This window comes from Jiangella muralis (genome assembly GCF_001270745.1).
In the GTDB taxonomy this organism is placed as follows: domain Bacteria; phylum Actinomycetota; class Actinomycetes; order Jiangellales; family Jiangellaceae; genus Jiangella; species Jiangella muralis.
Genome location: NZ_KQ434757.1, coordinates 38,117 through 59,235 on the forward strand (window position 1 = coordinate 38,117; position 21,119 = coordinate 59,235).

The following is a 21,119-nucleotide window of genomic DNA, read 5'->3' on the forward strand; positions in this document are numbered from 1 at the left end:
ACCGATGAACCGACGTCGAGTCAGCACGGCGGCGCTCGCCGTCCTGACCGCGGGTGGACTGCTGACGACCGGTCTGGGCGCGGCGGCGCCGGCGGCCGGCGCGGACACCGTCAGGGTGAGCGGAACGATCCGCGACGGGTCCGGGCAGGGCTGGCCGCTGTGGGCCGACGTGACGGTGGACGGCGTGAGCGCGGCGACCGACCCGGTGACGGGTGCGTTCTCGCTCACGCTTCCGCCGGGCTCGCACACGGCGGCCGTAACCAGCAGGTACCCGGGGTATCCCGCGACGACGGTGGAGCTGTCGGGCGAGAGCCAGGAGATCGCGCTGGAGATCCAGCCAGTGCACTGCTTCGCACCGGGCTACGAACTGCGCTCCGGCGGCGTCGCCGCGAACTTCGACGCCGGGCTGCCGGCCGGCTGGACGGTCACCGACGAGATCGGTGACGGCGAGACCTGGAGGTTCGACAACCCCGGCAAGAAGGAGAACCTCACCGGCGGCCACGGGACCTTCGCGATGGTGGACGGTGACTTCTACGGCAACGTCTCCGTCCAGGACACGTCCCTGATGACACCGGTGATGGAGCTCACGGACGTGGCCGAGCCGGCCATCGGCTTCGGCCACCACTTCGAGTCGCCGGCCGCCATCGCCGACGTCGACCTGTCGCTCGACGCCGGCTCGACCTGGGAGACCGTCTGGCATCGCACCGAGCCGGTGGACGGGCCGGCGACCGAACTCATCCCGATCCCGCAGGCTGCCGGGCAGCCCGAGGTGCAGGTGCGCTTCCGCTACTCAGAGGACTACACCGCCGCCAACGGCTGGCAGCTCGACGACGTCTTCGTCGGTGACCGCGGCTGTGAGCCGGTCGGCGGCGGCCTGCTCACCGGTCACGTGACCGACGACAACACCGGCGAGGCGGTGCCGCTGGCCGGGGTGGTGACCGCGGGCGGCGCGGCCACGGCCAGTACCGACGGCGACGGCTTCTATTGGATGTTCGTGCCCGGCCCGGGCGAGCACGAGGTGACGGCGAGCCGGCTGCAGTATCAGGACGGCACGGCGACGTCGCGGGTATCCGCCGGGACGACGGCGACGGCCGACCTCGTCCTGGGCGCCGGCGCTCTGACGACCAGCGTGTCGGCCATCGACAGGGCGACGGACCTGGGCACGGCCGCGAGCGCCACCGTCACCGTCACCAATAACGGCACGGCGCCGACGGCGGTGTCGTTCGCCGAACGTCCGGTGTCGTTCGAGCCGCGCACGGAGGGCTACCCGCGCACGACGGGGTCGAGCTCGGCCGCGGTGGCGGCGGTACCCGGCGCACCGGTCTGGCAGGCCCTGCCCGACTACCCGATCGACATCGTCGAGAACGTCGCCGGCCGGCACGACGGCAGGCTCTATTCCGTCGGCGGCACGTCCGGCTTCGATCGCGCGACCACGCGGGGGTTCGTGTACGACCCGGCGGCCGGCGCGTGGTCGCCGCTGCCGGCCATGCCGAACGGCCGGGCCATGCCGGCGGGTGAGTTCGTCGACGGCCGGTTCTACGTCACCGGCGGCCTCGTCCCCGGCATGTACGAGAGCGGCATCGCGGCGGGCACGGATGTCTACGATCCGGCCACCGAGACGTGGACCACCGAGCCGGGCGCGCCGATTCCGGTCGCCGGAGCCGGCAGCTTCGTCCTGGACGGCAAGCTCTACGTGGTGGGCGGCTGCCTCAGCGGCGAGGACGAGGACTGCGGCACCGACGCCGTCTTCCGCTACGACCCCGCCACTCAGGTGTGGGACCAGGTCGCCGACTATCCGGAGCCGATCGCCGAGCCGATGTGCGGGGCGATCGAGGCGAAAGGGTACTGCGCGGGCGGGTTCCTGATCCGCATCCCGACCAAGACGTCGGCGTACTCGTACGACCCGAAGATGGACACCTGGACCACGATCGCGCCGCTGCCGCTCGATCTCGCCGCCGCGGGGCACACCGTTGCCGACGGCAGGCTCCTGATCTCCGGCGGCGTCAACGGCGGCCGCTACCACGACTCCGTCACCGCGGGCTTCGCCTACGATCCAGTGACCGGCGCGTGGAGCGATCTGCCGGCCACCACGAACAGCCTGGCCCGCGGCGGCAGCACCTGCGGTTTCACGAGGATCGGTGGCGGCGACGGCGGATTCGCCGAACGGCCCTTCGTCGAGACGCTGCCCGGCTACACCGACTGTGGCAGCGACCGCGACGCCTCCTGGCTGTCGGTCCAGGCGCCGACGACGACACTGGCGCCGGGCGAGAGCATGGAGGTGTCGGTATCCCTTGAGGGAGGCGACGGCGACGGTCCGGGCTCGTACGCCGGCGACGTGCTGATCCGCGGCGACGACACGCCGTACGACCAGCGCGAGGTCCGGCTGGCGTTCGACACCGTGGCGCCGCGGTCGTGGGGCGCGGTGGCGGGGACGCTGTCCGGCCGTGCCTGCGACGGTTCGGTGCGGCCGCTCGCACGGACGGAGGTCTGGATCGAGGGCCGCGACGAGTCACACACCCTGCGCACCGACGCCGCCGGCCGGTACGTGCTGTGGCTGCCCGTGCGGCAGAACCCGCTGCGTGTCATCGCCGGCGACGACACCTGGATCCCACGGTCGGTGCCGGCCCGGGTGGCACCCGGCAAGGTGACCGAGCTCGATCTCACGCTGGGCCACATCGCCTGTCCCTGAGCGACGTCCCCGCGACGGTGGCGGGGTGGGCGGGACCGGCATCCCGCACACCCCGCCACCGATCCGAGGGGACGGTCAGCCGTCCAGCCAGGGGTCCTCGGGCCGTTCCCGGTCGAAGGTGGGCCGCGGGTCCTCCCAGTAGCCGCGGGTGAAGTCGGGGACCTTGACCGACTGGATGCGCCCCCGCTTCATGGACTCGTGGCTGAGCGGGATCACCGAGCACCAGGCGGCCGAGTCGTAGACGTCGATGTCGGGGGTCATGCCGAGGCGCATGAGCTGCACGAGGCGGAAGATCGCGATGAAGTCGCCGCCGCCGTGGCCGCCGTACTGGTCGGCGAGGTCCTCGAGGGCCGGCCAGAGCCAGTGGTCGTGCTCGGCCATGATCGCGTTGTAGGCGCTGCCGGTGCGCCACGAGTGGTTGTTGTGGCCGAGCGACTCGAGGTAGATGCGCCCGTTGTCCAGCTCGACGACGCCGCCGCTGCCGGTGAGGGTGGTCTCGCGGCTGTACGGGTGCGGTGAGTTGACGTCGTGCTCGACCCGGATCATCAGGCCGTTCGCCGTCTTGATCAGCGCGGTGTGGCGGTCGCCGGAGATGTACTCGTCGTCCTCCCACGAGGAGTGGTCGGGGCCGACGCGGGGGTCGTTCTCGCGGAACAGGGCGAGGTTCATCGGCGGGGACGCGACCGCGACCAGTTCGGCGAAGCGGTCGCCGCGGTTGATGCCCATGGCGGCCGAGACCGGGCCGAGGCCGTGCATCGGGTAGTGCAGCGCGTTCATCCGGGTCTGCCAGTGCCGCCGCCAGTACTCCGGGTAGTACGCGCCGCCGAAGAAGTACGGCCAGCGAAGGTCGTGCACGTACCCGCCGGACGCGTGCTGCAGCTGGCCGAACAGGCCGGCCTGCGCCATGTTGAACATCCGCAGCTCGGGCCGGAAGTAGTTGACGTTCTCCAGCAGCATGCAGTGCTTGCCGGTGCGCTCCGACGTGCGCACGAGGTCCCAGATCTCGTCCAGGTGCGGCGAGATCGGCAGCTCGACGGCGACGTGCTTGCCGTGCTCCATGGCCGCCTTGGCCTGCGGGTAGTGCCACTCCCACGGGGTCGCGATGTAGACGAGGTCGATGTCGTCGCGCTTGACGAGGTTGAGGAAGTCCTCCTCGCCGTTGGAGTAGCCGACCGGCTCGACGTCCTGGAAGCCCTGGCCCATGATGCGCCCGACGGTGCGGGCGACGCGTTCGGGCCGGATGTCGCAGACGGCGCTGACGGTCGAGACGGCGCCCCAGCGGACGTCCTGGCCGCCGCCGCGTTCGCCGAGCCCGATCAGGCCCACGCGGACCTGCTCGAAGCCCTCGAACGGCACGTCGGCCATGGACCGCTCGCGCCCCTTGACGCGCGGCGGCTCGCGGCGGGTGTCCTCGGCTGCGTCGTCGGAGGCGGCTGCGGTCCCGGCGGCGGCGGCTCCACTGAGCCCGGCGGCCGCGCCCAGGGCGGCACCGGTCCTGATGACGTCGCGGCGGGAGGGTCGGTACCTGTGCGGAAGGGCCACGCGAATCACTCCTCTGATCGAAACTGCACTTTTCAATCGAGTAACGAGCATTATCGAGCAGAGCCGGAACCGCCCGCAAGGGGTGAAACCGGCTCGATCCGGAACCCGTCGAACTCGGCGAGTCCGGTGGCGCCGCTGACCACGTTCACGGCGCTCATGAACACCCCCGCGTCGACGGCGGCAGCGGCGGGCAGCGCCGCGGAGCCGACCTCCGTCCACGTGACGCCGTCGGCGCTGCACTCACCGGCGAACGTCGAGCCGCGTCGGGTCAGGCGCAGGTGCACGGGCGCGGTGAACGACGGCGCCTGGCGCGTCGAGTCCAGCCGGCCGTCCCCGTTCGCGTCCCACGAGAAGACGCAGCCGTTGCCGGGCGTGACGGCGATGTTGGCGTACCCGGCCGACCCCTGGACGGCGAGGTCGTCGCGGACGATCAGGCCGGCCCGGGCCCACGGCCAGGTCGGGTCCTGCGCGACGACGGTGGTGCTGATGGAGCCGCCGTCGGCCAGCGCGCCGTCCCGGTAGACGGCGCCGAACTCGTTCGTGCCGCCCCACAGGTCACCGCCTCCGCCGACGATCGCGAACCGGTCGTCGCGCTGCCCGAAGATCGCGTCGTTGAACGACACCGACGCGTACGGCGGCTCGACCGTGTCGTCCGTCAGCAGCCGCACCGACGACCCGCCGGCCGGCATCCCGGCGGCCGTCACGCGCACCGGCAGCCGGACCACCAGCTCGTCCGGCGGCGCCGTCAGCGCGACGTCGACCTGCAGCGTCGCCGACCCGCCGGGCGGCAGCGACGGGACGGGCCCGGCCGGGGTCGCGGTCAGCCCGTCCGGCGTCTCGACCTCGACGGCGACGCCGGTCGCGGTGGCGAACTCGTTCGGGTTGGTGACGGTGACGCTCACCCGCACGGGCTCCTCCACCGTCACCACCGGCTGGGACGCCGACGACGACGCGGTCAGCGCGAGCGGATGCGACGTCAGGTGCTCCAGCACCCGGCCGGTCACCTCGTGCACGTCTCCCGACGGCGTCACCGGCAGCGGGTCGGTGCGCGCGGCCCACTCGGCGCCGATCTCGTACCAGTCGATCGGCTCCGGCGCGGTCCCCGAGACCAGCGCCGCCTCCAGCGAGGAGAAGTACGCCCGCCACCGAGGCGCGTAGTACGTCGACACCAGCCCGGACCACTCGCGATTGGCGTAGTCGGTCAACCCGGCCAACGCACCGTTCCGCGTCCCCCAGACCGTCAGCAGCGTCCGCGCGTCGTGCTCCAGCCGGTCCGCCTCGGCCGCGTCGGCGCCCCACGACCGCGCGTCGGCCAGCCAGCGGCCGAGCAGCCAGTCGGGGTTGGTGGCGGCGACCTCGTCGACCAGCTCCAGCAGCGTCATCCACTCGTCGGCCAGCACCCGGAAACCGGCGAGGTCGCCGGCCTCGTAGGCGGAGCGCAGCAGTGGCAGCAGCAGCCGGCTCCGGTTCGCCAGCGCCTGCCGCGCGACGTCGGCGAGGTCGTACGTGTACGCCGACGACGACCGCAGCTCAGGCGGCACGTCCAGCAGCGCCGGCAGCGCGGCCGCGAACGCCGCCGCGTCGTAGCGCAGGGTGCTGGGCGACCACTCGGCGGCGCGGTCGGCGGTGAGGCTGGGCTCGGCGCCGAACAGCCCGTCCTGCGCCTCGGACCAGGTGCCCGACGGCATCGCGTACGCCGTGCGGCCGAGCGCCTGCCACGCCGCCCGCGCCGCCGGCGACGCCCCGCCGTAGCGCCGGTCGGCCCAGTCCGCGAACCACGCGTCGAGGTCCACCGGCTCATCGCGCCAGGCCAGCGACGTCAGCAGGTCGAGGGCGGCGGGGTTGTTCGCGCCCGCCTCGGGCAGCACGGCGATGCCGTCGAGCGCGCTCCCGGCACGGTCGCGCCAGGCGAAGAACCGCTCGTTCCAGACACCGGCGTTGGCGCCCATCGTGGTGTGCCCGCCGAAGTTCCAGATCGACCCGAACGCGTACGGCGTGCCCTGCCACGACGCGTCGCGGTCCAGCCCGTCGTAGCGGTCGGCCAGCCCGTCGACGATCAGCATCTTCGACCGGTCGACGGCGGCCAGCGTCTCGGGCCGCGGGTTGTTCTGCCAGCCGAGGATCGCCCAGATCGCGCCCGGCTGCGCCGCCTGCAACGCGTCCTCGACCGCGACGCTGGCGGCGGCCACGTCGACGTCGCCGGCGATCCCGCCCTCGTGCAGCAGGTCCATCTTGTACATCGCGGAGTCGCCGAACCGGGCCCGTGAGCTGCGGTAGAACTCCGCCGCGACGCGCGGGAAATGCGCGCCGGTGGGGTCCAGCCAGCCGGGCCGCTCGAACCCGACCCAGTCGCCCTGCGGCACCACGTTCGCGCCGGGATTGCGCGCGGCGAAACCGGCCGGCACCGTCCCGAAGTAGCCCGGCAGCACCGGCGTCATGCCCAGCTCGCGCAGCCGGTCGGCGATCCGCCGGCCCAGCTCGGCCCGCTCCTCGATCAGCGTCGCCGACACCGGGCCCGGGAAGCAGCACATGTTCTGCAGCAGCCACCACGGCTGGTGCGCCGGCGGCGGGATCCAGCCGCGCACCTCGTCGGCGGTGTAGCCGAAGCGCTGGAACGTGTCGTAGTAGACCGCCTCCGCGCCGACCGGCACGAACACCTCGTTGACGCCGTGCAGCGCGAGCACGTCGATCAGCCGTTCCCAGTCGGCCCAGTCGCGGTACGACCCGGTGTAGCCGTCGTCGGTGTCGTTGAGCGCGAACCGGTGCGTGACGGTCGCCGGGCGGACGATCTCGGCGTCGGGCAGCGGCAGCCGGGCGGGCAGGTCCAGCTGCTCGCCGGTCCACGAGACGTTCGCGTCGGCGATCTCGCCGAGGTAGGCGTTCAGGCCGGTCAGCAGCACGGCCGGGCTGGTGCCGCCGATCTCGACGCGGCCGTTCCGGGCGCTGACGCGGTAGTGGTCGGCGCCGTCCGGGCCGGGTTGCTCGGCGACGAACCGGATCCGGCGGGCGTGGTCGGGCAGCAGTCGCCGGGCCGCCTCGACGGCCGGGCGCACGCTCCAGTCGGCGGCCTCGTACGTGGCGGGCTCCGCGCCCGACGATGGCGCGGCCGCGGCCGGGAACGCCGCGACGATCACGGCGAGGACGATCAGGATGCGCGCTGGTCGGGGGGCCATAGCTCTCCTGGCGATCGATTATGATCGAATTGACCGGAGAATAGCCAGATTCACGCACTATGCCAAGAGTCGTCCGGTCATCACCCGGCCCGCAGCACCCCCAGCAGCCGAGCCGTCTCGGCGGCCAGCGCGGCCCGTCCGGCGGCGACGTAGCGGCGCGGGTCGACCAGCTCCGGGTCGTCGGACAGCCGGTCCCGGACCGCCCCGGTGAACACCGCGTTGAGGTGGGTGGAGATGTTCACCTTCGTCATCCCCGCCTCGACCGCCCTGGTCAGCTCGGCGTCGGGCACGCCGGACGAGCCGTGCAGCACCAGCGGGACGGGGACCGCGGCGCGCAACTTCGCGATCAGCTCGTGGTCGACGACGGCGTCGCGGGTGCGCATGGCGTGCGAGGTGCCGACGGCGACGGCGAGGGCGTCGACGCCGGTCGCGGCGGCGAACGCGGCCGCCTCGGCGGGGTCGGTGCGCGCGCCGGGCGCGTGCACGCCGTCCTTGCCGCCCACCTCGCCCAGCTCGGCCTCGACGGCGACGCCGCGGGCGTGACAGTGCTCGACGACGGCGCGCGTGGCGGCGACGTTGTCGTCGTACGGCAGCTTCGACGCGTCGAACATGACGCTGCCGACGCCGAGCCGGACCGCCTCGTACACCAGCTCGGGGTCCTCGGCGTGGTCCAGGTGCACGACGACGGGGACCGCGGCCGCCTCGGCGACGGCCAGCGTCGCGGCGGCGATCGGGGCGAGTGCCCCGTGGTAGCGCACGCAGTTCTCGCTGATCTGCAGCACGACGGGCGCGCCGGCCCGCTCGGCGCCGGCGACCAGCCCTTCGGCGTGCTCGAGCAGGATCACGTTGAAGGCGCCGACGCCACCGGCACGGGCGGCGGACTCGGCGAGCAGGGTGGTCATCGGGGTCTGCGTCATGCGACTCGCTCCGCGTCCAGGGTGGGCAGGAATCGTGCGTAGGCGGCGAGGTCGACCTCACCGGCGGCCGCTTCGAGCACCGCCGCCGCTCCCAGCGCCGCGGCGTCGACGAGGACGTCCGGCCAGGGCGAGCCCGTGACCAGGCCACGGACCAGCGCGGCGACGGTGGCGTCGCCGGCGCCGGTCGGGTTGCCCGCGACGCCGGGGACGGCCGCGACCCGCCAGGCCGCGCCGTCGCCCGTCAGGCCGAGCAGGCCGTCGGCGCCCTGCGAGACGACCACGTGACCGGCGCCGAGCGCGAGCAGCCGCCGGGCGGCGTCGGCCGGATCGAGCCCGGGGACGGCGGCGGCCAGTTCCTCGGCGTTCGGTTTGAGCAGCGCCGGGCCGGCCCCGGCCGCGGACAGCAGGGCCGGCCCGGAAGTGTCGGCGACGGCGGGGACGCCGGCGGCGCGGGCGGCCGCGATCAGCCGCGGCAGCAGGTCGTCCGGCGCACCGGCGGGCAGGCTGCCGGACACCACCAGCGCGTCCGCCCCGCGCACCTCCTCGGTCACGGCCGCGACGACGGACGCCCACTCCGGGACGGACACCGGGCGGCCGGGCTCGTTGAACGCGGTGGCCGCGCCGGAGTCGTCGACGACGGTGACGGTGCGGCGGGTCGCGGCGGCGACGGGAACCGCCCGCGCCGCGAGACCGCCCTCGGCCAGCGCGTCGGCCAGCCAGCGTCCGCCCGGCCCGCCCAGCGGCGCGACCACGACCGTGTCGACGCCGAGTGCCCGCAGCACGCGGGCGACGTTGACGCCCTTGCCACCGGGCCGTTCCAGCACGTCGGCGACCCGGTGACTGGCGCCGGTCTCGACCACCGGCACCCGGTACGTCACGTCGACCGCCGGGTTCGGCGTGACACAGACGACCCGGGTCACGCGACCAGCTCCCGCGCCAGCAGCCCCGCCCCGACGCAGCCGGCCCGATCGCCCAGTTCGGCGGCGACGATGCGGGGCGGACGCTGGAAGGTCAGCCGCGCGGCCAGCCGGCCGGCCAGCGGCCGGAGGACGAGGTCGGCCGACTCTCCCAGCCCGCCGCCGATCGCCACCACCGACGGCGCCAGCAGGCCGGTGAGCATCGACAACCCGTACGCCAGCGCGTCCAACGCGTCGTCCCAGACGGCGACCGCGGCCGGATCGCCGCGGCGGACCAGGTCGGCGACGTCGCGGCTGCCGGCGACCGCGGTGCCGGTGACGGCGGCGTAGCGGCGGGCGACGGCGGCGGCGGACGCGACGGCCTCGAGGCAACCACGCCCGCCGCACGCGCACGGCAGGTCGTGTCCCACGGACACGTGGCCGATCTCGCCCGCGTAGCCGTCGGCGGCGAAGACCCGGCCGTCGAGGATCAGCGCCGCCGCGATGCCCGTCCCGACCGGCAGGAACACGCCGTTGTCCGCCCCGCGCAGCGCGCCGGCCCGGTGCTCGGCCAACCCGCCCGCCCGCACGTCGTGTCCGACCGCGACCGGACAGCCCAGCCGCTTCGCCAGCACGTCGCGCAGCGGCACGTCCGCCCAGCCGAGGTTCTCGGAGTGCACCGCGACCCCCGCGGCGTCGTCGACGATGCCCGGCACGACCACCCCGACGGCAGCCGGCCGCGCGCCGTCGCCGAGCCGCCGCACGATCGCCTCGACGGCGTCCAGCACCGGCGCGCCGTCGGACCCGGCCGCCGGAGTGGCGGTGCGGTCCACGTCGCTCAGCCGGCCGGAGGCGCCGAGCAGGCCGGCCTTGATGGAGGTGCCGCCGACGTCGACGGCCACCACCGGCCCGGCCCCGGAACCCGTCACCTCAGCCGCCGGGCAGGACGACGGAGCGGGTGAGGTGCCGCGGCCGGTCGGCGTCGAGACCGCGCGCCTCGGCCAGCGCGACCGCCAGCCGCTGCGCCACCACCAGCTGCGCCAGCGGATCCAGCTCGCTGGTGACGAACGTCGCGCCGGTCGCCGCGACGTCGTCGGCCAGCCCGTCCGGCGGCGGCCCGAACGACCACACCAGCCGCCCCGGCTGGGCGATCGCGATGGGGCCGTGGCGGTAGTCCATGGCGGGGTACGCCTCGGCCCAGAACTGCGCCGACTCGCGCAGCTTCAGCGCCGCCTCGTGCGCCAGCCCGACCGTCCAGCCGCGCCCGACGAACGTCGCCTGTTCGGCGCCGACGAGGTGGTCGAGCGGCTCGGCCAGCGCCTTCTCGGCGTCGGCGGCCACCGGCCCGAGGTCGTCGCCGAGGTGCGCGCGCAGCAGCGCCAGCGTGCTGGTGGCGAACCGGGTCTGCACGACCGCACGCTCGTCGGCGAAGTCGAGCACGATGCTGTGGCCGGCCACCTCGACCACCGGCGAACCGGCGGTGGCGGTCAGCGCGACGGTGCGCGGCGCGCCCGGCCGGGCGGCGACCGTCGCCAGCAGGTCGAGCACCTCGGTCGTCGTGCCGGACCGGGTGATGGCGACGACGGTGTCGTAGCCGCGGCCGGTCGGCGCCTCGGACGCGGCGAACGCGTCGGTCTCACCCAGCCCGGCCCGCTCGCGCAGCGCCGCGTAGGCCATGGCCACGAACCACGACGTGCCGCAGCCCACGACGGCGACCCGCTCGCCCGGCGCCGGGAGCGCTCGCCCGGCGTCTTCGAGCAGGCCCGCGGCGCGGATCCAGCACGCCGGTTGACTGGCGATCTCCGCCCTGACGTGTTCGCTCATCGATGTGTGTCCCCTCTCGTACGGCCCGAACCGCTGCATCATATCGATCGAATCGCCCACTAATCGAGCAGACTCAGTCGCGCCCCGTCACATACGATCAAGGTTGCGGTCCAGTCACGACCTGTTGACACCGTTTGTCGTGCCCGCCACGATGGGTACCCGCATCGACAGATTGTGCGCGAAACGTGCATGAAACGCATACAAACAATCATCGCAGCGAGCGGACCCGGAGGGCGGACATGAGACGACTGGTGTCCTTGACGGCAGCGACGGTGGCGGCGGGCCTCGTGCTCACGGCATGCGGGTTCGGTGGTGACGACGACGACGGCGGCGGCGGGTCCGCGAGCGGCGGCTCGACCACGCTCGACCTGCTGGTCCCGCAGTACAGCGACGGCACCACGGCGCTGTGGGACGAGATCATCGCCTCGTTCGAGGAGGCGAACCCCGACATCACCGTGAACCTCGAGGTGCAGTCGTGGGACAACATCAACGACGTCATCCGCACCAAGGTGCAGGCCGGCGAGGCGCCCGACATCCTGAACATCGACGCGTTCAGCGGCTTCGCGAAGGACGACCTGCTGTACCCGGCCGACGACGTCGTCTCCGAGGACACCTTCGGTGACTTCCAGGAGTCGTTCGTCGAGAACGCCACGCTCGACGGCACCGTCTACGGCCTGCCGATGATCGCGTCGGCGCGGGCGCTGTTCTACAACGAGGACGTGCTCGCCCAGGCCGGCATCACCGAGCCGCCGGCCACCTGGGACGACCTCCTGGCCGCCGGCACCGCCATCGCCGGGCTGGGCACCGGTGTGTTCGGCTACGGCATGCCGCTGGGCAGCGAGGAGGCGCAGGCCGAGACGTCGATCTGGACCTTCGGCGGCGGCGGCACGTGGACCGACGGCGACGCCATCACCGTCGACACCCCGGAGAACCTCGCGGCCGTCGAGTTCATGAAGCAGCTGATCGACGCCGGCGCCACCCAGCCCGACCCGGGCGCCACCGACCGCACCCCGATGCTGGACGTGTTCATTCAGGGCAGCATCGCGATGGCCGTCGGCCTGCCGCCGACCATCGGGCAGATCGAGGAGCGCAACCCGGCGCTCAACTACGGCATCGCGCCGGTGCCCACGCAGGACGGCTCGCCGGTGACGCTCGGCGTCGCGGACCACCTGATGGCGTTCCGCAACGACGATGACAAGCAGGAGGCCATCACGGCCTTCCTCGATCACTTCTTCAGCACCGATGTGTACCTGAGCTTCGTCGACACCGAGGGCTTCCTGCCCACCACGAAGTCCGGCGCCGAGGGCACCGCCAACGCGGAGCGGTTCGCCGACTTCCTCGCGCTGCTGCCCGACGCGCAGTTCTACCCGAGCACCAACGAGGCGTGGGCGGCCACGCAGGGCGCGCTGCAGAGCCTGGTCGGCCAGATCCAGACCCAGGACGCCGCCTCCGTGCTGCAGCAGATCCAGGCCAGCGCCGACAACGCATGACGACCACCGCGACCCGTCCCGCGAGCCGGTCCTCCGACCGGCCGCGGGGCGGCCGCTCCCGCTGGGCCGCGACGGCCCGCGCCCTTCCGTGGCTCGGGCCGACGCTGCTGCTCGTCGCCGGCGTGGTGTTCTTCCCGGCCGGCTACATGGCGTGGACGTCGTTTCGCGACCTGAGCCAGTTCGGCATCGACAACGGACCGGCCGGGCTGGACAACTACGCCCGGCTGCTGGAGTTCACCGCGCTGCCGCGGGTGCTGCTGAACACCGTCGTCTGGGTGGTCGGCGTGGTCGTGGTGACGGTGCTGCTGTCGCTGGCGCTGGCGCAGTTCCTGGACAAGGCGTTCCCGGGACGGCGGTTCGTCCGGCTCACCATCATCGTGCCGTGGGCGGCCAGCGTCGTCATGACGACGACCGTCGTCTACTACGGGCTGGACCCGTTCTACGGCATCATCAACGCGTTCCTGGTCGACGTCGGGCTGCTGGACCAGCCGTACGGGTTCACCCGCAATGCGGTGCCGGCGTTCCTGACGGCGATGGGCATCGCGGTGTTCGTGTCGCTGCCGTTCACCACCTACACGCTGCTGGCCGGGTTGCAGACGATCCCGACGGACGTGCGCGAGGCCGCGCAGATGGACGGCGCCGGGCCGTGGGCGACCTACCGGCGGATCATCCTGCCGCTGCTGCGTCCCGCGCTCGCCGTCGCCACCATCATCAACATCATCAACGTGTTCAACTCGCTGCCGATCCTGGCGGTGATCACCGGCTCGATCCCCGGCTACAACGCCGACACCACGACCACGCTGATCTTCAAGTTCATCCGGGCGGACCGGCAGATCGACACCGCCAGCGCGCTGAGCATCGTCAACTTCCTCATCGTGCTCGCGGTCATCCTCGTGTACCTGAAGGTCGTCAAGCCGATGCGGGAGGACTGACCCGTGGCCGCCGCCGTCCGCACCCGAGCCGCCCGAGGCGCGCGAGGCGCCCGGAGCCCGCGCCGGCCGCTCATGGCCGTCGCCGGCGCCCTCATCGCGCTGGTCTTCGTCCTGCCGTACCTGATCATGCTGATCGGGTCGTTCAAGTCACGGTCGGAGATCCTGCGGGTCCCGCCGACCTATCTGCCCGAGGAATGGCTGCCGTCGAACTACGTCGACATGTGGTCGACGCCCGAGACGCCGCTGCCGTACAACCTCGTCTCGACCATCGTCATCTCGGTCTGCGCGACGCTGGTGGTGCTGGTCGTGGCCGCGCCGGCCGCGTACTACACGGCGCGGCACCGGTTCCCCGGCCGGCTGGTGTTCCTGCTGCTCGTGCTGGTGACGCAGATGCTGCAGCCGACGGTGCTGGCCACCGGGCTGTTCCGGCAGTTCGTCACGCTCGGCATCAACGACACGTGGCTGGCGATGATCCTGGTCAACAGCGCGTTCAACCTGTCGTTCGCGGTCTGGATCATGCACAGCTTCTTCGCCGCCATCCCGCGCGAGCTGGACGAGGCGGCCGCGCTCGACGGTGCGTCGCGGCTGCAGATCCTGCGCCGGGTGACGATGCCGCTGGTCTGGCCCGGCGTGGTCACCGCGATCATCTTCACGTTCGTCGCCTGCTGGAACGAGTTCGCCGCCAGCCTCGTCATCCTGACGACCGCGGAGAACCAGCCGCTGTCCGTCGCGTTGACCAAGTTCGTCGGGCAGTACGAGTCGGCCTGGCAGTATGTGTTCGGGGTATCGATCGTCGGTATCGTGCCAGTGGTCGTGCTGTTCGCGCTGATCGAGAAGAGACTGGTGGCGGGGTTGACCGCCGGGGCGGTCAAGTGAGGGGGACACCGTCGTGACCGACCAGCCGGCCGGGGAAGCCGGCACCGACCTGGACGGGCAGGCGCCCGACCGCGCCCGGCGCTGGCGGCAGATGCTCGACCTGCTGGCCGAGCGCGGCCGGCTCAGCGTCACCGAGACCGCGGCAGCGTTGTCGGTGTCCGAGGCGACCGTCCGCCGCGACTTCACCGAGCTGGCCCGCCAGCAGCTGGTCACCCGCACCCACGGCGGCGTGCTGGCCACGGCGGTCGCCTACGACCTCCCGGCCCGCTACCGCGCGTCGTCCGGCAGCGACCCGAAGGAGCGCATCGCCGCGCTCGCCGCCGACCTCGTCGAACCCGGCATGGTGGTCGGGTTCAACGGCGGCACCACGACGTCCGCGACGGCGCGCCGGCTGGCCGCCCGCATCGAGCACGGCCCGCACTCCGGCGAGCACGCGCTGACCGTCGTCACCAACGCGCTGAACATCGCCACCGAGATGGTGCTGCGACCGCACATCCGCACCGTCTCGCTCGGCGGGGTGGCCCGGCCGCAGTCCTACGAGATGACCGGCCCGCTGGCCACGCTGGTCCTCAACGAGTTGTGGCTGGACGTGCTCATCCTCGGCATCGACGGGCTGACGGCGGCCGGCGGGGCGTCCTGCCGGCACGTCGGCGAGGCCGGCATCAACGCGCTCATGGTGCAGCGGGCCAGCCGGGTGGTCGTCGCCGGCACCGGCGAGAAGGTCGGCCACCGCGCGTTCGCCCGCATCTGCGACGTCGACCAGGTCGACGTGCTGGTCACCGACCCCAGCGCACCCGAGGACGAACTCGCCGCCCTGCGTAGCGCGGGCGTCGAGGTGCACCTCGTCTGACGGCCCGCTCGCGCGTCAGCAGACGTCGTCGACGTCCACGGCGCCGTCGGCGTCGCTCGGGGTCTCGGTCGCGCCCGGCGTCTCGCCCTCGGCCGGCGGCTCCTCCTCGGCCGGCGGCTCCTCCTCGCCGGTGGGCGCGTCCGTCGGTTGCTCGGTGGGCGGCGGCTCCTCCTCGCCGGTCGGCGGCGCCGTCGGCTGCTCCTCGGCGGGCGGCGGTGTCGCGGCCGGGTCGAGCGACGCCTGGACGTACTCGCGGATGACGTCGTAGTCGGGGTCGTGGTACTCGATGATGTCGTTGGTGAACGGCAGGCTGCGCAGGCCGCCGGAGTCCTGCACCTTCAGCGCCAGCTGGGCGAAATCGGACAGCCGCCCTTCGGTGATGTCGGTGGACATGGTGTTCTCGGCCGCCGACGCGAGCTGCTGGTAGCGGCGCAGCAGCGTCGTCGGGTTGGCCTGCTCGGTGATGGCGCCGATGACGCAGCGCTGCCGGCGCATGCGCTCGTAGTCGTCGGAGACCGGTCCGGGGCCGCAGCGGGCCCGCGCGAACCACAGCGCCTGGTAGCCGTCGAGGTGCTGGTCCTTGCCCGGCTCGATCCAGCCGGACGGCTCGGTGCAGCGGCCGAACTGCTCCTTGGTCCCGATCGGGATGCGGTACGGGACGTCGATGTCGATGCCGCCGAACGCGTCGACCAGGTATTGGAAGCCGCGCAGGTTGACCATGACGTAGTAGTGGATGTCCAGCCCGAGCGCCTCGCCGACGATGAGCTTGGCCGCCTCGGCGCCTGGGTCGGCGACGCCCTCGAAGAACTCCGGGAACTCGTACGGCACGAACCGGTACACCGCGGAGAGCCAGTAGTAGGCGTCCTCCTCGGGCCCCATGTAGCCGTCGGGGTAGGCCTCGGCCAGCGGGGTGTCCGGCGGCATCGGCAGGTTGAGCAGGTTGCGCGGCAACGAGAACAGTGCGGTGTCGCCGGTCTCGGTGTTGATGCTGGCGACCATGACGGTGTCGGTGCGGGTGTCGTCGCGGCCCGGTCCGCTGTCGGAGCCGAGGATGAGCACGTTGACCCGCTGCTGGCCGGCCCACGGGTCCTCGTCCGAGCTGTCCGGGCGGGTGAGGCTGTGGGAGTCGTCGTCGGCGAAGACGTTGCCGATGAGTCCGCGCTGGGTGTAGGCGTACCGGCTGCCGAGGCTGAGCGGTGCGACGACCAGCGACGCGACCACCACGACGACCAGTGCCGACAGCAGCCGCTGCGGCGCCTTCAGCCCGCGCGGCTGCAGCAGGTACAGGCTGACCAGGGCGGTGAGCAGCCAGACGACGGCGACGGCGGCGAGCGCGCCGGTGATGAGGTTCAGCCTGTCGGTGTCGGTGCCGTCGTCGACCAGGCCGCTGATGCCGCTGCGGACGACGTAGACCGCCGCGCCCGCGGCCAGCAGGAGGAACAGCGTCAGGACCGTCCAGCCCAGCTTCTTCCGCCCGGCCGCGATGAGCCCGGCGCCCGGAACGAGCGTGCCGACGCCGACCTGGCGCAGGAAACGGCGGAACTCGGCCGGGCTGACGTTGGTACGTCGCCCCCGAGCCCGCCGGCCGACCGTCTCGTCGCTGCTCATCGATGCCGCCGCCACACGCGTGCCCCTGCGCGGGCTGCCTCCTTACCGGATCGGGACGTGCTGCCGATGGGTCGCCGGACATTGTGCCTCACGTGTCGAACTCCCACCGCGCCACCCGCGTTCCCGGCGTGCCCGGCCTGTCCCGATTCACAGCTTGTGGGTCATGAGGACGGAGTCGCGGTCGTCGCCCGGCGCGACCCGGATCGCGCCGGGGATCCGGCCCACCTCGGAGAAGCCGCACGACTCGTAGAACCGGCCCAGTCCCATGCCGTCGCGGTAGCTGAGATGGAGGAAGTCCAGCCCGTCGGCGCGGGCGAGGTCGGTCAGCCCGTCCAGTAACGCCCGCCCGGCGCCGCCCGGGTTCGAGACGTCGACCCAGCAGGTCAGTAGCCAGGCGGCCAACTCGTCACCGATCTCGGTGACCCGCTCGACCATTTCACTCACGGACCGACCGTACGGGACAATGGGGCGGTGAACGACGGACCCCTCATCGTCCAGAGTGACAAGACCCTGCTCCTCGAGGTCGAGCACGACCTCGCCGACGACTGCCGCCGCGCCATCGCGCCGTTCGCCGAACTGGAGCGGGCACCCGAACACGTGCACACCTATCGGCTGACCCCGCTCGGCCTGTGGAACGCCCGGGCCGCCGGTCACGACGCCGAGCAGGTCGTCGACACCCTGCTCCAGTACTCTCGCTACCCCGTCCCGCACGCCCTGCTGGTCGACGTCGCCGAGACGATGGCCCGGTACGGGCGGCTGCGGCTGGAGAGTCACCCCGTCCACGGGCTGGTGCTGGTCAGCACCGACCGCGCGGTGCTCGAAGAGGTGCTGCGGTCCAAGCGGGTCGCCCCGCTCGTGGCCGCCCGGCTCGACCCCGACACCGTCGCCGTGCACCCGTCCGAGCGCGGCAACCTCAAGCAGGCGCTGGTCAAGCTGGGCTGGCCGGCCGAAGACACCGCCGGCTACGTCGACGGCGAGGCGCACCCCATCGAGCTGGCCGAGGACGGCTGGACGCTGCGGCCTTACCAGCGCGAGGCCGCCGACGGCTTCTGGCACGGCGGCTCCGGCGTCGTCGTGCTGCCCTGCGGTGCCGGCAAGACGCTGGTCGGCGCGGCCGCCATGGCCCGGGCCGGCGCCACCACGCTGATCCTGGTGACGAACACCGTCGCGGCCCGGCAGTGGCGCGACGAGCTGATCAAGCGCACCTCGCTCACCGAGGACGAGATCGGCGAGTACTCCGGCGCCAAGAAGGAGGTCCGCCCGGTCACCATCGCCACCTACCAGGTGCTGACCACCCGGCGGAAGGGCGTCTACCCGCACATCGAGCTGCTCGACGCCCGCGACTGGGGCCTCATCGTGTACGACGAGGTGCACCTGCTGCCGGCGCCGATCTTCCGCATGACGGCCAACCTGCAGGCCCGCCGCCGGCTCGGCCTGACGGCCACGCTGGTGCGCGAGGACGGCCGCGAGGACGAGGTGTTCACGCTGATCGGCCCGAAGCGCTACGACGCGCCGTGGAAGGAGATCGAGAACCAGGGCTGGATCGCCCCCGCCGACTGCATCGAGGTCCGCGTCACCCTGTCCGACGGCGAACGGCTCGCCTACGCCACCGCCGAGCCCGACGAGCGCTACCGGCTGGCGTCGTGCACCGACGCCAAGACCCGCGTCGTCGAGGGCCTGGTGAAGCGGCACGCCGGCGAGCCCACGCTGGTCATCGGCCAGTACCTCGAGCAGCTCGACGAGATCGGCGAACGCCTCGACGCCCCCGTCGTCAAGGGCGAGACCACGGTGCGCGAGCGGCAGCGGCTGTTCGACGCGTTCCGCACCGGCGAACTGCGCACGCTGGTGGTCAGCAAGGTGGCGAACTTCTCCATCGACCTGCCCGAGGCCAGCATCGCCATCCAGGTGTCCGGCACGTTCGGCTCGCGGCAGGAGGAGGCGCAGCGGCTCGGCCGCATCCTGCGCCCCAAGGCCGACGGCCGCACCGCCCGCTTCTACTCCGTCATCGTCCGCGACACCGTCGACCAGGACTACGCCCAGCACCGCCAGCGCTTCCTCGCCGAGCAGGGCTACGCCTACCAGATCGCCGACGCCGAGGACCTCCTCCGCGAGGGCTGACGGCGCAGAACCCGGCGAAATCCACTGGACACCGCCGCGGCGAGCCGACTAAGGTCCGATGCCCTTCGCGACCGGACCGGACCCCCGGGCCGTCGGAAAGCCCCATTTCCGCCGAGCCCTGGGAGGCCACCCGTGTCCGTCGACCCCACGCTGCAGTCCGAGCGCGACCATCTGCGTCGCTCCCGTGCCGATCTCCAGGCGATGCTCGAGCACACGTTGTCGCTGACGGCGCAGAGCGCGGACCACGTCTCGACCGAGTACCTGAAGGCCTCGCTGTACCGGCGGGCCAAGGCACTCGAGGACGACCCGTCGCTGCCGCTGTTCTTCGGCCGCATCGACCGGACCGCGGACGACGGCGACGACACCTTCCACATCGGGCGCCGGCACGTCATGGACGGCAACGGCGACCCGATGGTGGTCGACTGGCGGGCGGACGTGTCGCGGGCGTTCTACCGGGCCACCCGGGCCGACCCGCACGGCGTCACGCTGCGCCGCCGCTACGGGTTCGCCGGCGGCGACCTCACGTCGTACGAGGACGAGCACCTGCTCGACCCGGGCGAGGCCGACGTCACCAGCCGCATCCTCACCGAGGAGATCGAGCGGCCGCGCGTCGGGCCGATGCGCGACATCGTCGCCACCATCCAGCCCGAGCAGGACGAGGTGGTGCGGGCGAGCCTGGACCGGACGGTGTGCGTGCAGGGCGCGCCGGGCACCGGGAAGACCGCCGTCGGGCTGCACCGCGCGGCGTTCCTGCTGCACACCTACCGCGAGCGGCTGGCCCGCACCGGCGTGCTGGTGATCGGCCCGAACCAGGCGTTCCTGCACTACATCGCCCAGGTGCTGCCGACGCTCGGTGAGGTCGACGTCCGCCAGCTCACCGTCGCCGGGCTGGTCGAGACCGTCCCGGTCCGTGGCGCCGACGACCCGGAGACGGCGACGCTCAAGGGCGACGCCCGCATGGCCGAGGTGCTGCGCAACGCCATCTGGTCGCATCTCGGCGAACCCGGCGAGACGCTCTACGTCAGCCGCGGCACCCGGCGCTGGCGAGTGCCGGTGCACGAGATCGCCGACGCGATCCGGACGCTGCGCGAGCGCGGCGACGGCTACACGACGGCCCGCGCGCTGCTCGGCCAGCGGCTGGCGCACCGCGTCCTGCTGCGCATGGAGGCGGCCGGCGAGATCACCGACGACCGCGTCCAGAACACGGTCGCCCGGTCCCGGCCGGTGAAGGCGTACGTCGACGAGGTGTGGCCGGCGCTGGACCCGGTGAAGCTGGTCATGCGGCTGCTCAGCGACCCGGGCCTGCTGGCGACGGCGGCCGCGGGCGTCCTGGGCGCCGACGAGCAGCAGCGGCTGCTGTGGCGCAAGCCGGCCCGCGGACCGAAGACCGCGCCGTGGTCGCACGCCGACGCCGTCCTCGTCGACGAGGCGGCCGCGGCGCTGGAGCGGGTTCCCAGCGTCGGGCACGTCGTGCTGGACGAGGCGCAGGACCTCTCCCCCATGGAACTGCGCGCCGTCGGCCGCCGCGCCGCCACCGGCTCGCTCACCATCCTCGGCGACATCGCCCAGGGCACCACCCCGTGGGCGACGCCGTCCTGGCCGGAGGCACTGCGCCACCTGGCCCAGGACGACGCGCACCTGGAGATCCTGCGCAAGGGCTACCGCGTCCCGGCGTCGGTGGTCGAGTTCGCCGGGCAACTGCTGCCGGTCATCGCGCCGGGCGTCGCGCCGCCGGAACCGGTCCGGTCGAACCCGGGCCGCCTCGACGTGACCCGCACCGGCGGTGACCTCGATTCGGCCATCGTCGACGCCGCGCGGGACGTCGCCGCCCGCGAGGGGTCGCTCGGCATCATCGTCGCCGACGACACCGTCGACGCGGCCGCGGCCGCCCTCGACGCCGCCGGCCTGGCCGCCGGCCGGCTGGCCGACGACGCCCGGATCACGCTGGTCCCGGCCACGCTGGCCAAGGGTCTGGAGTACGACCACGTGATCGTCGCCGAGCCGGCCGCCATCGTCGCCGCTGAGCCGGCCGGGCTGCGCCGTCTCTACGTCGTCCTCACTCGCGCGGTGTCGTCGCTCACCGTCGTGCACCGCGAGCCGCTACCCGAACCGCTGACTCACCAGTAGCGATACGATGGCGATGCCCGCCAAGGGCTACATTCTGTGTATTGTCTGCACGGCGTATGGGGTTATCAGCACCCCCG

At 72.9% G+C, this 21,119-nt stretch carries 15 protein-coding genes; 7 read left to right on the forward strand and 8 right to left on the reverse strand.

From position 1 onward, the window contains the following. The first annotated feature begins 4 nt into the window (after nucleotides 1-4). Nucleotides 5-2,689, forward strand: coding sequence for a carboxypeptidase regulatory-like domain-containing protein (locus ACW62_RS13590; RefSeq protein WP_053204658.1), 2,685 nt, complete (start codon nucleotides 5-7; stop codon nucleotides 2,687-2,689). A 75-nt stretch (nucleotides 2,690-2,764) separates the two neighbouring features. On the opposite strand, the gene ACW62_RS13595 is transcribed toward ACW62_RS13590, so the two are convergent. The 6 genes from ACW62_RS13595 to ACW62_RS13620 form a co-directional block, all read right to left on the reverse strand. Beyond that, nucleotides 2,765-4,231 (reverse strand): Gfo/Idh/MocA family protein, encoded by a 1,467-nt coding sequence (locus tag ACW62_RS13595; protein ID WP_205629328.1) that lies wholly within the window; start codon nucleotides 4,229-4,231, stop codon nucleotides 2,765-2,767. 50 nt (nucleotides 4,232-4,281) lie between these two features. Beyond that, nucleotides 4,282-7,404: an alpha-N-acetylglucosaminidase gene (locus ACW62_RS13600; protein ID WP_053204659.1), complete on the reverse strand. Its 3,123-nt coding sequence runs from the start codon at nucleotides 7,402-7,404 to the stop codon at nucleotides 4,282-4,284. Between the two features lie 80 nt (nucleotides 7,405-7,484). Next, nucleotides 7,485-8,321: a class II fructose-bisphosphate aldolase gene (locus ACW62_RS13605; RefSeq protein WP_053204660.1), complete on the reverse strand. Its 837-nt coding sequence runs from the start codon at nucleotides 8,319-8,321 to the stop codon at nucleotides 7,485-7,487. Further along, nucleotides 8,318-9,241 carry a 1-phosphofructokinase family hexose kinase gene (locus tag ACW62_RS13610; protein WP_053204661.1) on the reverse strand — a complete coding sequence of 308 codons (924 nt, stop codon included), beginning with the start codon at nucleotides 9,239-9,241 and terminating at the stop codon, nucleotides 8,318-8,320. The genes ACW62_RS13605 and ACW62_RS13610 overlap by 4 nt, the downstream gene beginning before the upstream one ends. Next, the gene (locus tag ACW62_RS13615; protein ID WP_205629329.1) at nucleotides 9,238-10,146 is read right to left on the reverse strand and encodes an ROK family protein; all 909 of its coding nucleotides are present in this window, start codon (nucleotides 10,144-10,146) and stop codon (nucleotides 9,238-9,240) included. The genes ACW62_RS13610 and ACW62_RS13615 overlap by 4 nt, the downstream gene beginning before the upstream one ends. A 1-nt stretch (nucleotide 10,147) precedes the next feature. Next, a complete protein-coding gene (locus ACW62_RS13620) occupies nucleotides 10,148-11,041 on the reverse strand; it encodes an SIS domain-containing protein (protein ID WP_053204662.1) in 894 nt (297 codons plus the stop codon). 239 nt (nucleotides 11,042-11,280) lie between these two features. On the opposite strand from ACW62_RS13620, the gene ACW62_RS13625 reads away from it, so the two are divergent. From ACW62_RS13625 to ACW62_RS13640, 4 genes are all read left to right on the forward strand, one after another. After that, nucleotides 11,281-12,531, forward strand: coding sequence for an extracellular solute-binding protein (locus ACW62_RS13625; RefSeq protein WP_053204663.1), 1,251 nt, complete (start codon nucleotides 11,281-11,283; stop codon nucleotides 12,529-12,531). Continuing rightward, on the forward strand, nucleotides 12,528-13,463 hold the full coding sequence (locus ACW62_RS13630; protein WP_053204664.1) for a carbohydrate ABC transporter permease: 936 nt from the start codon (nucleotides 12,528-12,530) through the stop codon (nucleotides 13,461-13,463). The genes ACW62_RS13625 and ACW62_RS13630 overlap by 4 nt, the downstream gene beginning before the upstream one ends. Before the next feature lie 72 nt (nucleotides 13,464-13,535). Then, entirely contained in the window at nucleotides 13,536-14,339 is an 804-nt protein-coding gene (locus ACW62_RS13635) for a carbohydrate ABC transporter permease (protein WP_053204901.1), read from the forward strand. Nucleotides 14,340-14,352: 13 nt separating this feature from the next. After that, nucleotides 14,353-15,189 carry a DeoR/GlpR family DNA-binding transcription regulator gene (locus tag ACW62_RS13640; RefSeq protein WP_240477304.1) on the forward strand — a complete coding sequence of 279 codons (837 nt, stop codon included), beginning with the start codon at nucleotides 14,353-14,355 and terminating at the stop codon, nucleotides 15,187-15,189. 15 nt (nucleotides 15,190-15,204) lie between these two features. Here the strand turns inward: ACW62_RS13640 and ACW62_RS13645 are convergent, their stop codons facing one another. Next, the gene (locus ACW62_RS13645; RefSeq protein ID WP_157574736.1) at nucleotides 15,205-16,797 is read right to left on the reverse strand and encodes an LCP family protein; all 1,593 of its coding nucleotides are present in this window, start codon (nucleotides 16,795-16,797) and stop codon (nucleotides 15,205-15,207) included. Between the two features lie 147 nt (nucleotides 16,798-16,944). After that, nucleotides 16,945-17,241, reverse strand: a complete 297-nt coding sequence (locus ACW62_RS35225; protein WP_205629331.1) for a GNAT family N-acetyltransferase — start codon at nucleotides 17,239-17,241, stop codon at nucleotides 16,945-16,947. Between the two features lie 27 nt (nucleotides 17,242-17,268). On the opposite strand from ACW62_RS35225, the gene ACW62_RS13655 reads away from it, so the two are divergent. Together ACW62_RS13655 and ACW62_RS13660 are read left to right on the forward strand one after the other, a co-directional pair. Beyond that, a complete protein-coding gene (locus tag ACW62_RS13655) occupies nucleotides 17,269-18,915 on the forward strand; it encodes a DNA repair helicase XPB (protein WP_053204667.1) in 1,647 nt (548 codons plus the stop codon). Nucleotides 18,916-19,047: 132 nt separating this feature from the next. Further along, entirely contained in the window at nucleotides 19,048-21,042 is a 1,995-nt protein-coding gene (locus ACW62_RS13660) for a HelD family protein (protein WP_053204668.1), read from the forward strand. Nucleotides 21,043-21,119 lie beyond the last annotated feature (77 nt).

Bases quoted from the DNA above. Each gene is read 5' to 3' on its own strand.
- ACW62_RS13590 (WP_053204658.1), top strand. From the start codon at position 5: ATGAACCGACGTCGAGTCAGCACGGCGGCGCTCGCCGTCCTGACCGCG.
- ACW62_RS13600 (WP_053204659.1), bottom strand. From the start codon at position 7,404: ATGGCCCCCCGACCAGCGCGCATCCTGATCGTCCTCGCCGTGATCGTC.
- ACW62_RS13605 (WP_053204660.1), bottom strand. From the start codon at position 8,321: ATGACGCAGACCCCGATGACCACCCTGCTCGCCGAGTCCGCCGCCCGT.
- ACW62_RS13620 (WP_053204662.1), bottom strand. From the start codon at position 11,041: ATGAGCGAACACGTCAGGGCGGAGATCGCCAGTCAACCGGCGTGCTGG.
- ACW62_RS13625 (WP_053204663.1), top strand. From the start codon at position 11,281: ATGAGACGACTGGTGTCCTTGACGGCAGCGACGGTGGCGGCGGGCCTC.
- ACW62_RS13630 (WP_053204664.1), top strand. From the start codon at position 12,528: ATGACGACCACCGCGACCCGTCCCGCGAGCCGGTCCTCCGACCGGCCG.
- ACW62_RS13635 (WP_053204901.1), top strand. From the start codon at position 13,536: ATGGCCGTCGCCGGCGCCCTCATCGCGCTGGTCTTCGTCCTGCCGTAC.
- ACW62_RS13645 (WP_157574736.1), bottom strand. From the start codon at position 16,797: ATGAGCAGCGACGAGACGGTCGGCCGGCGGGCTCGGGGGCGACGTACC.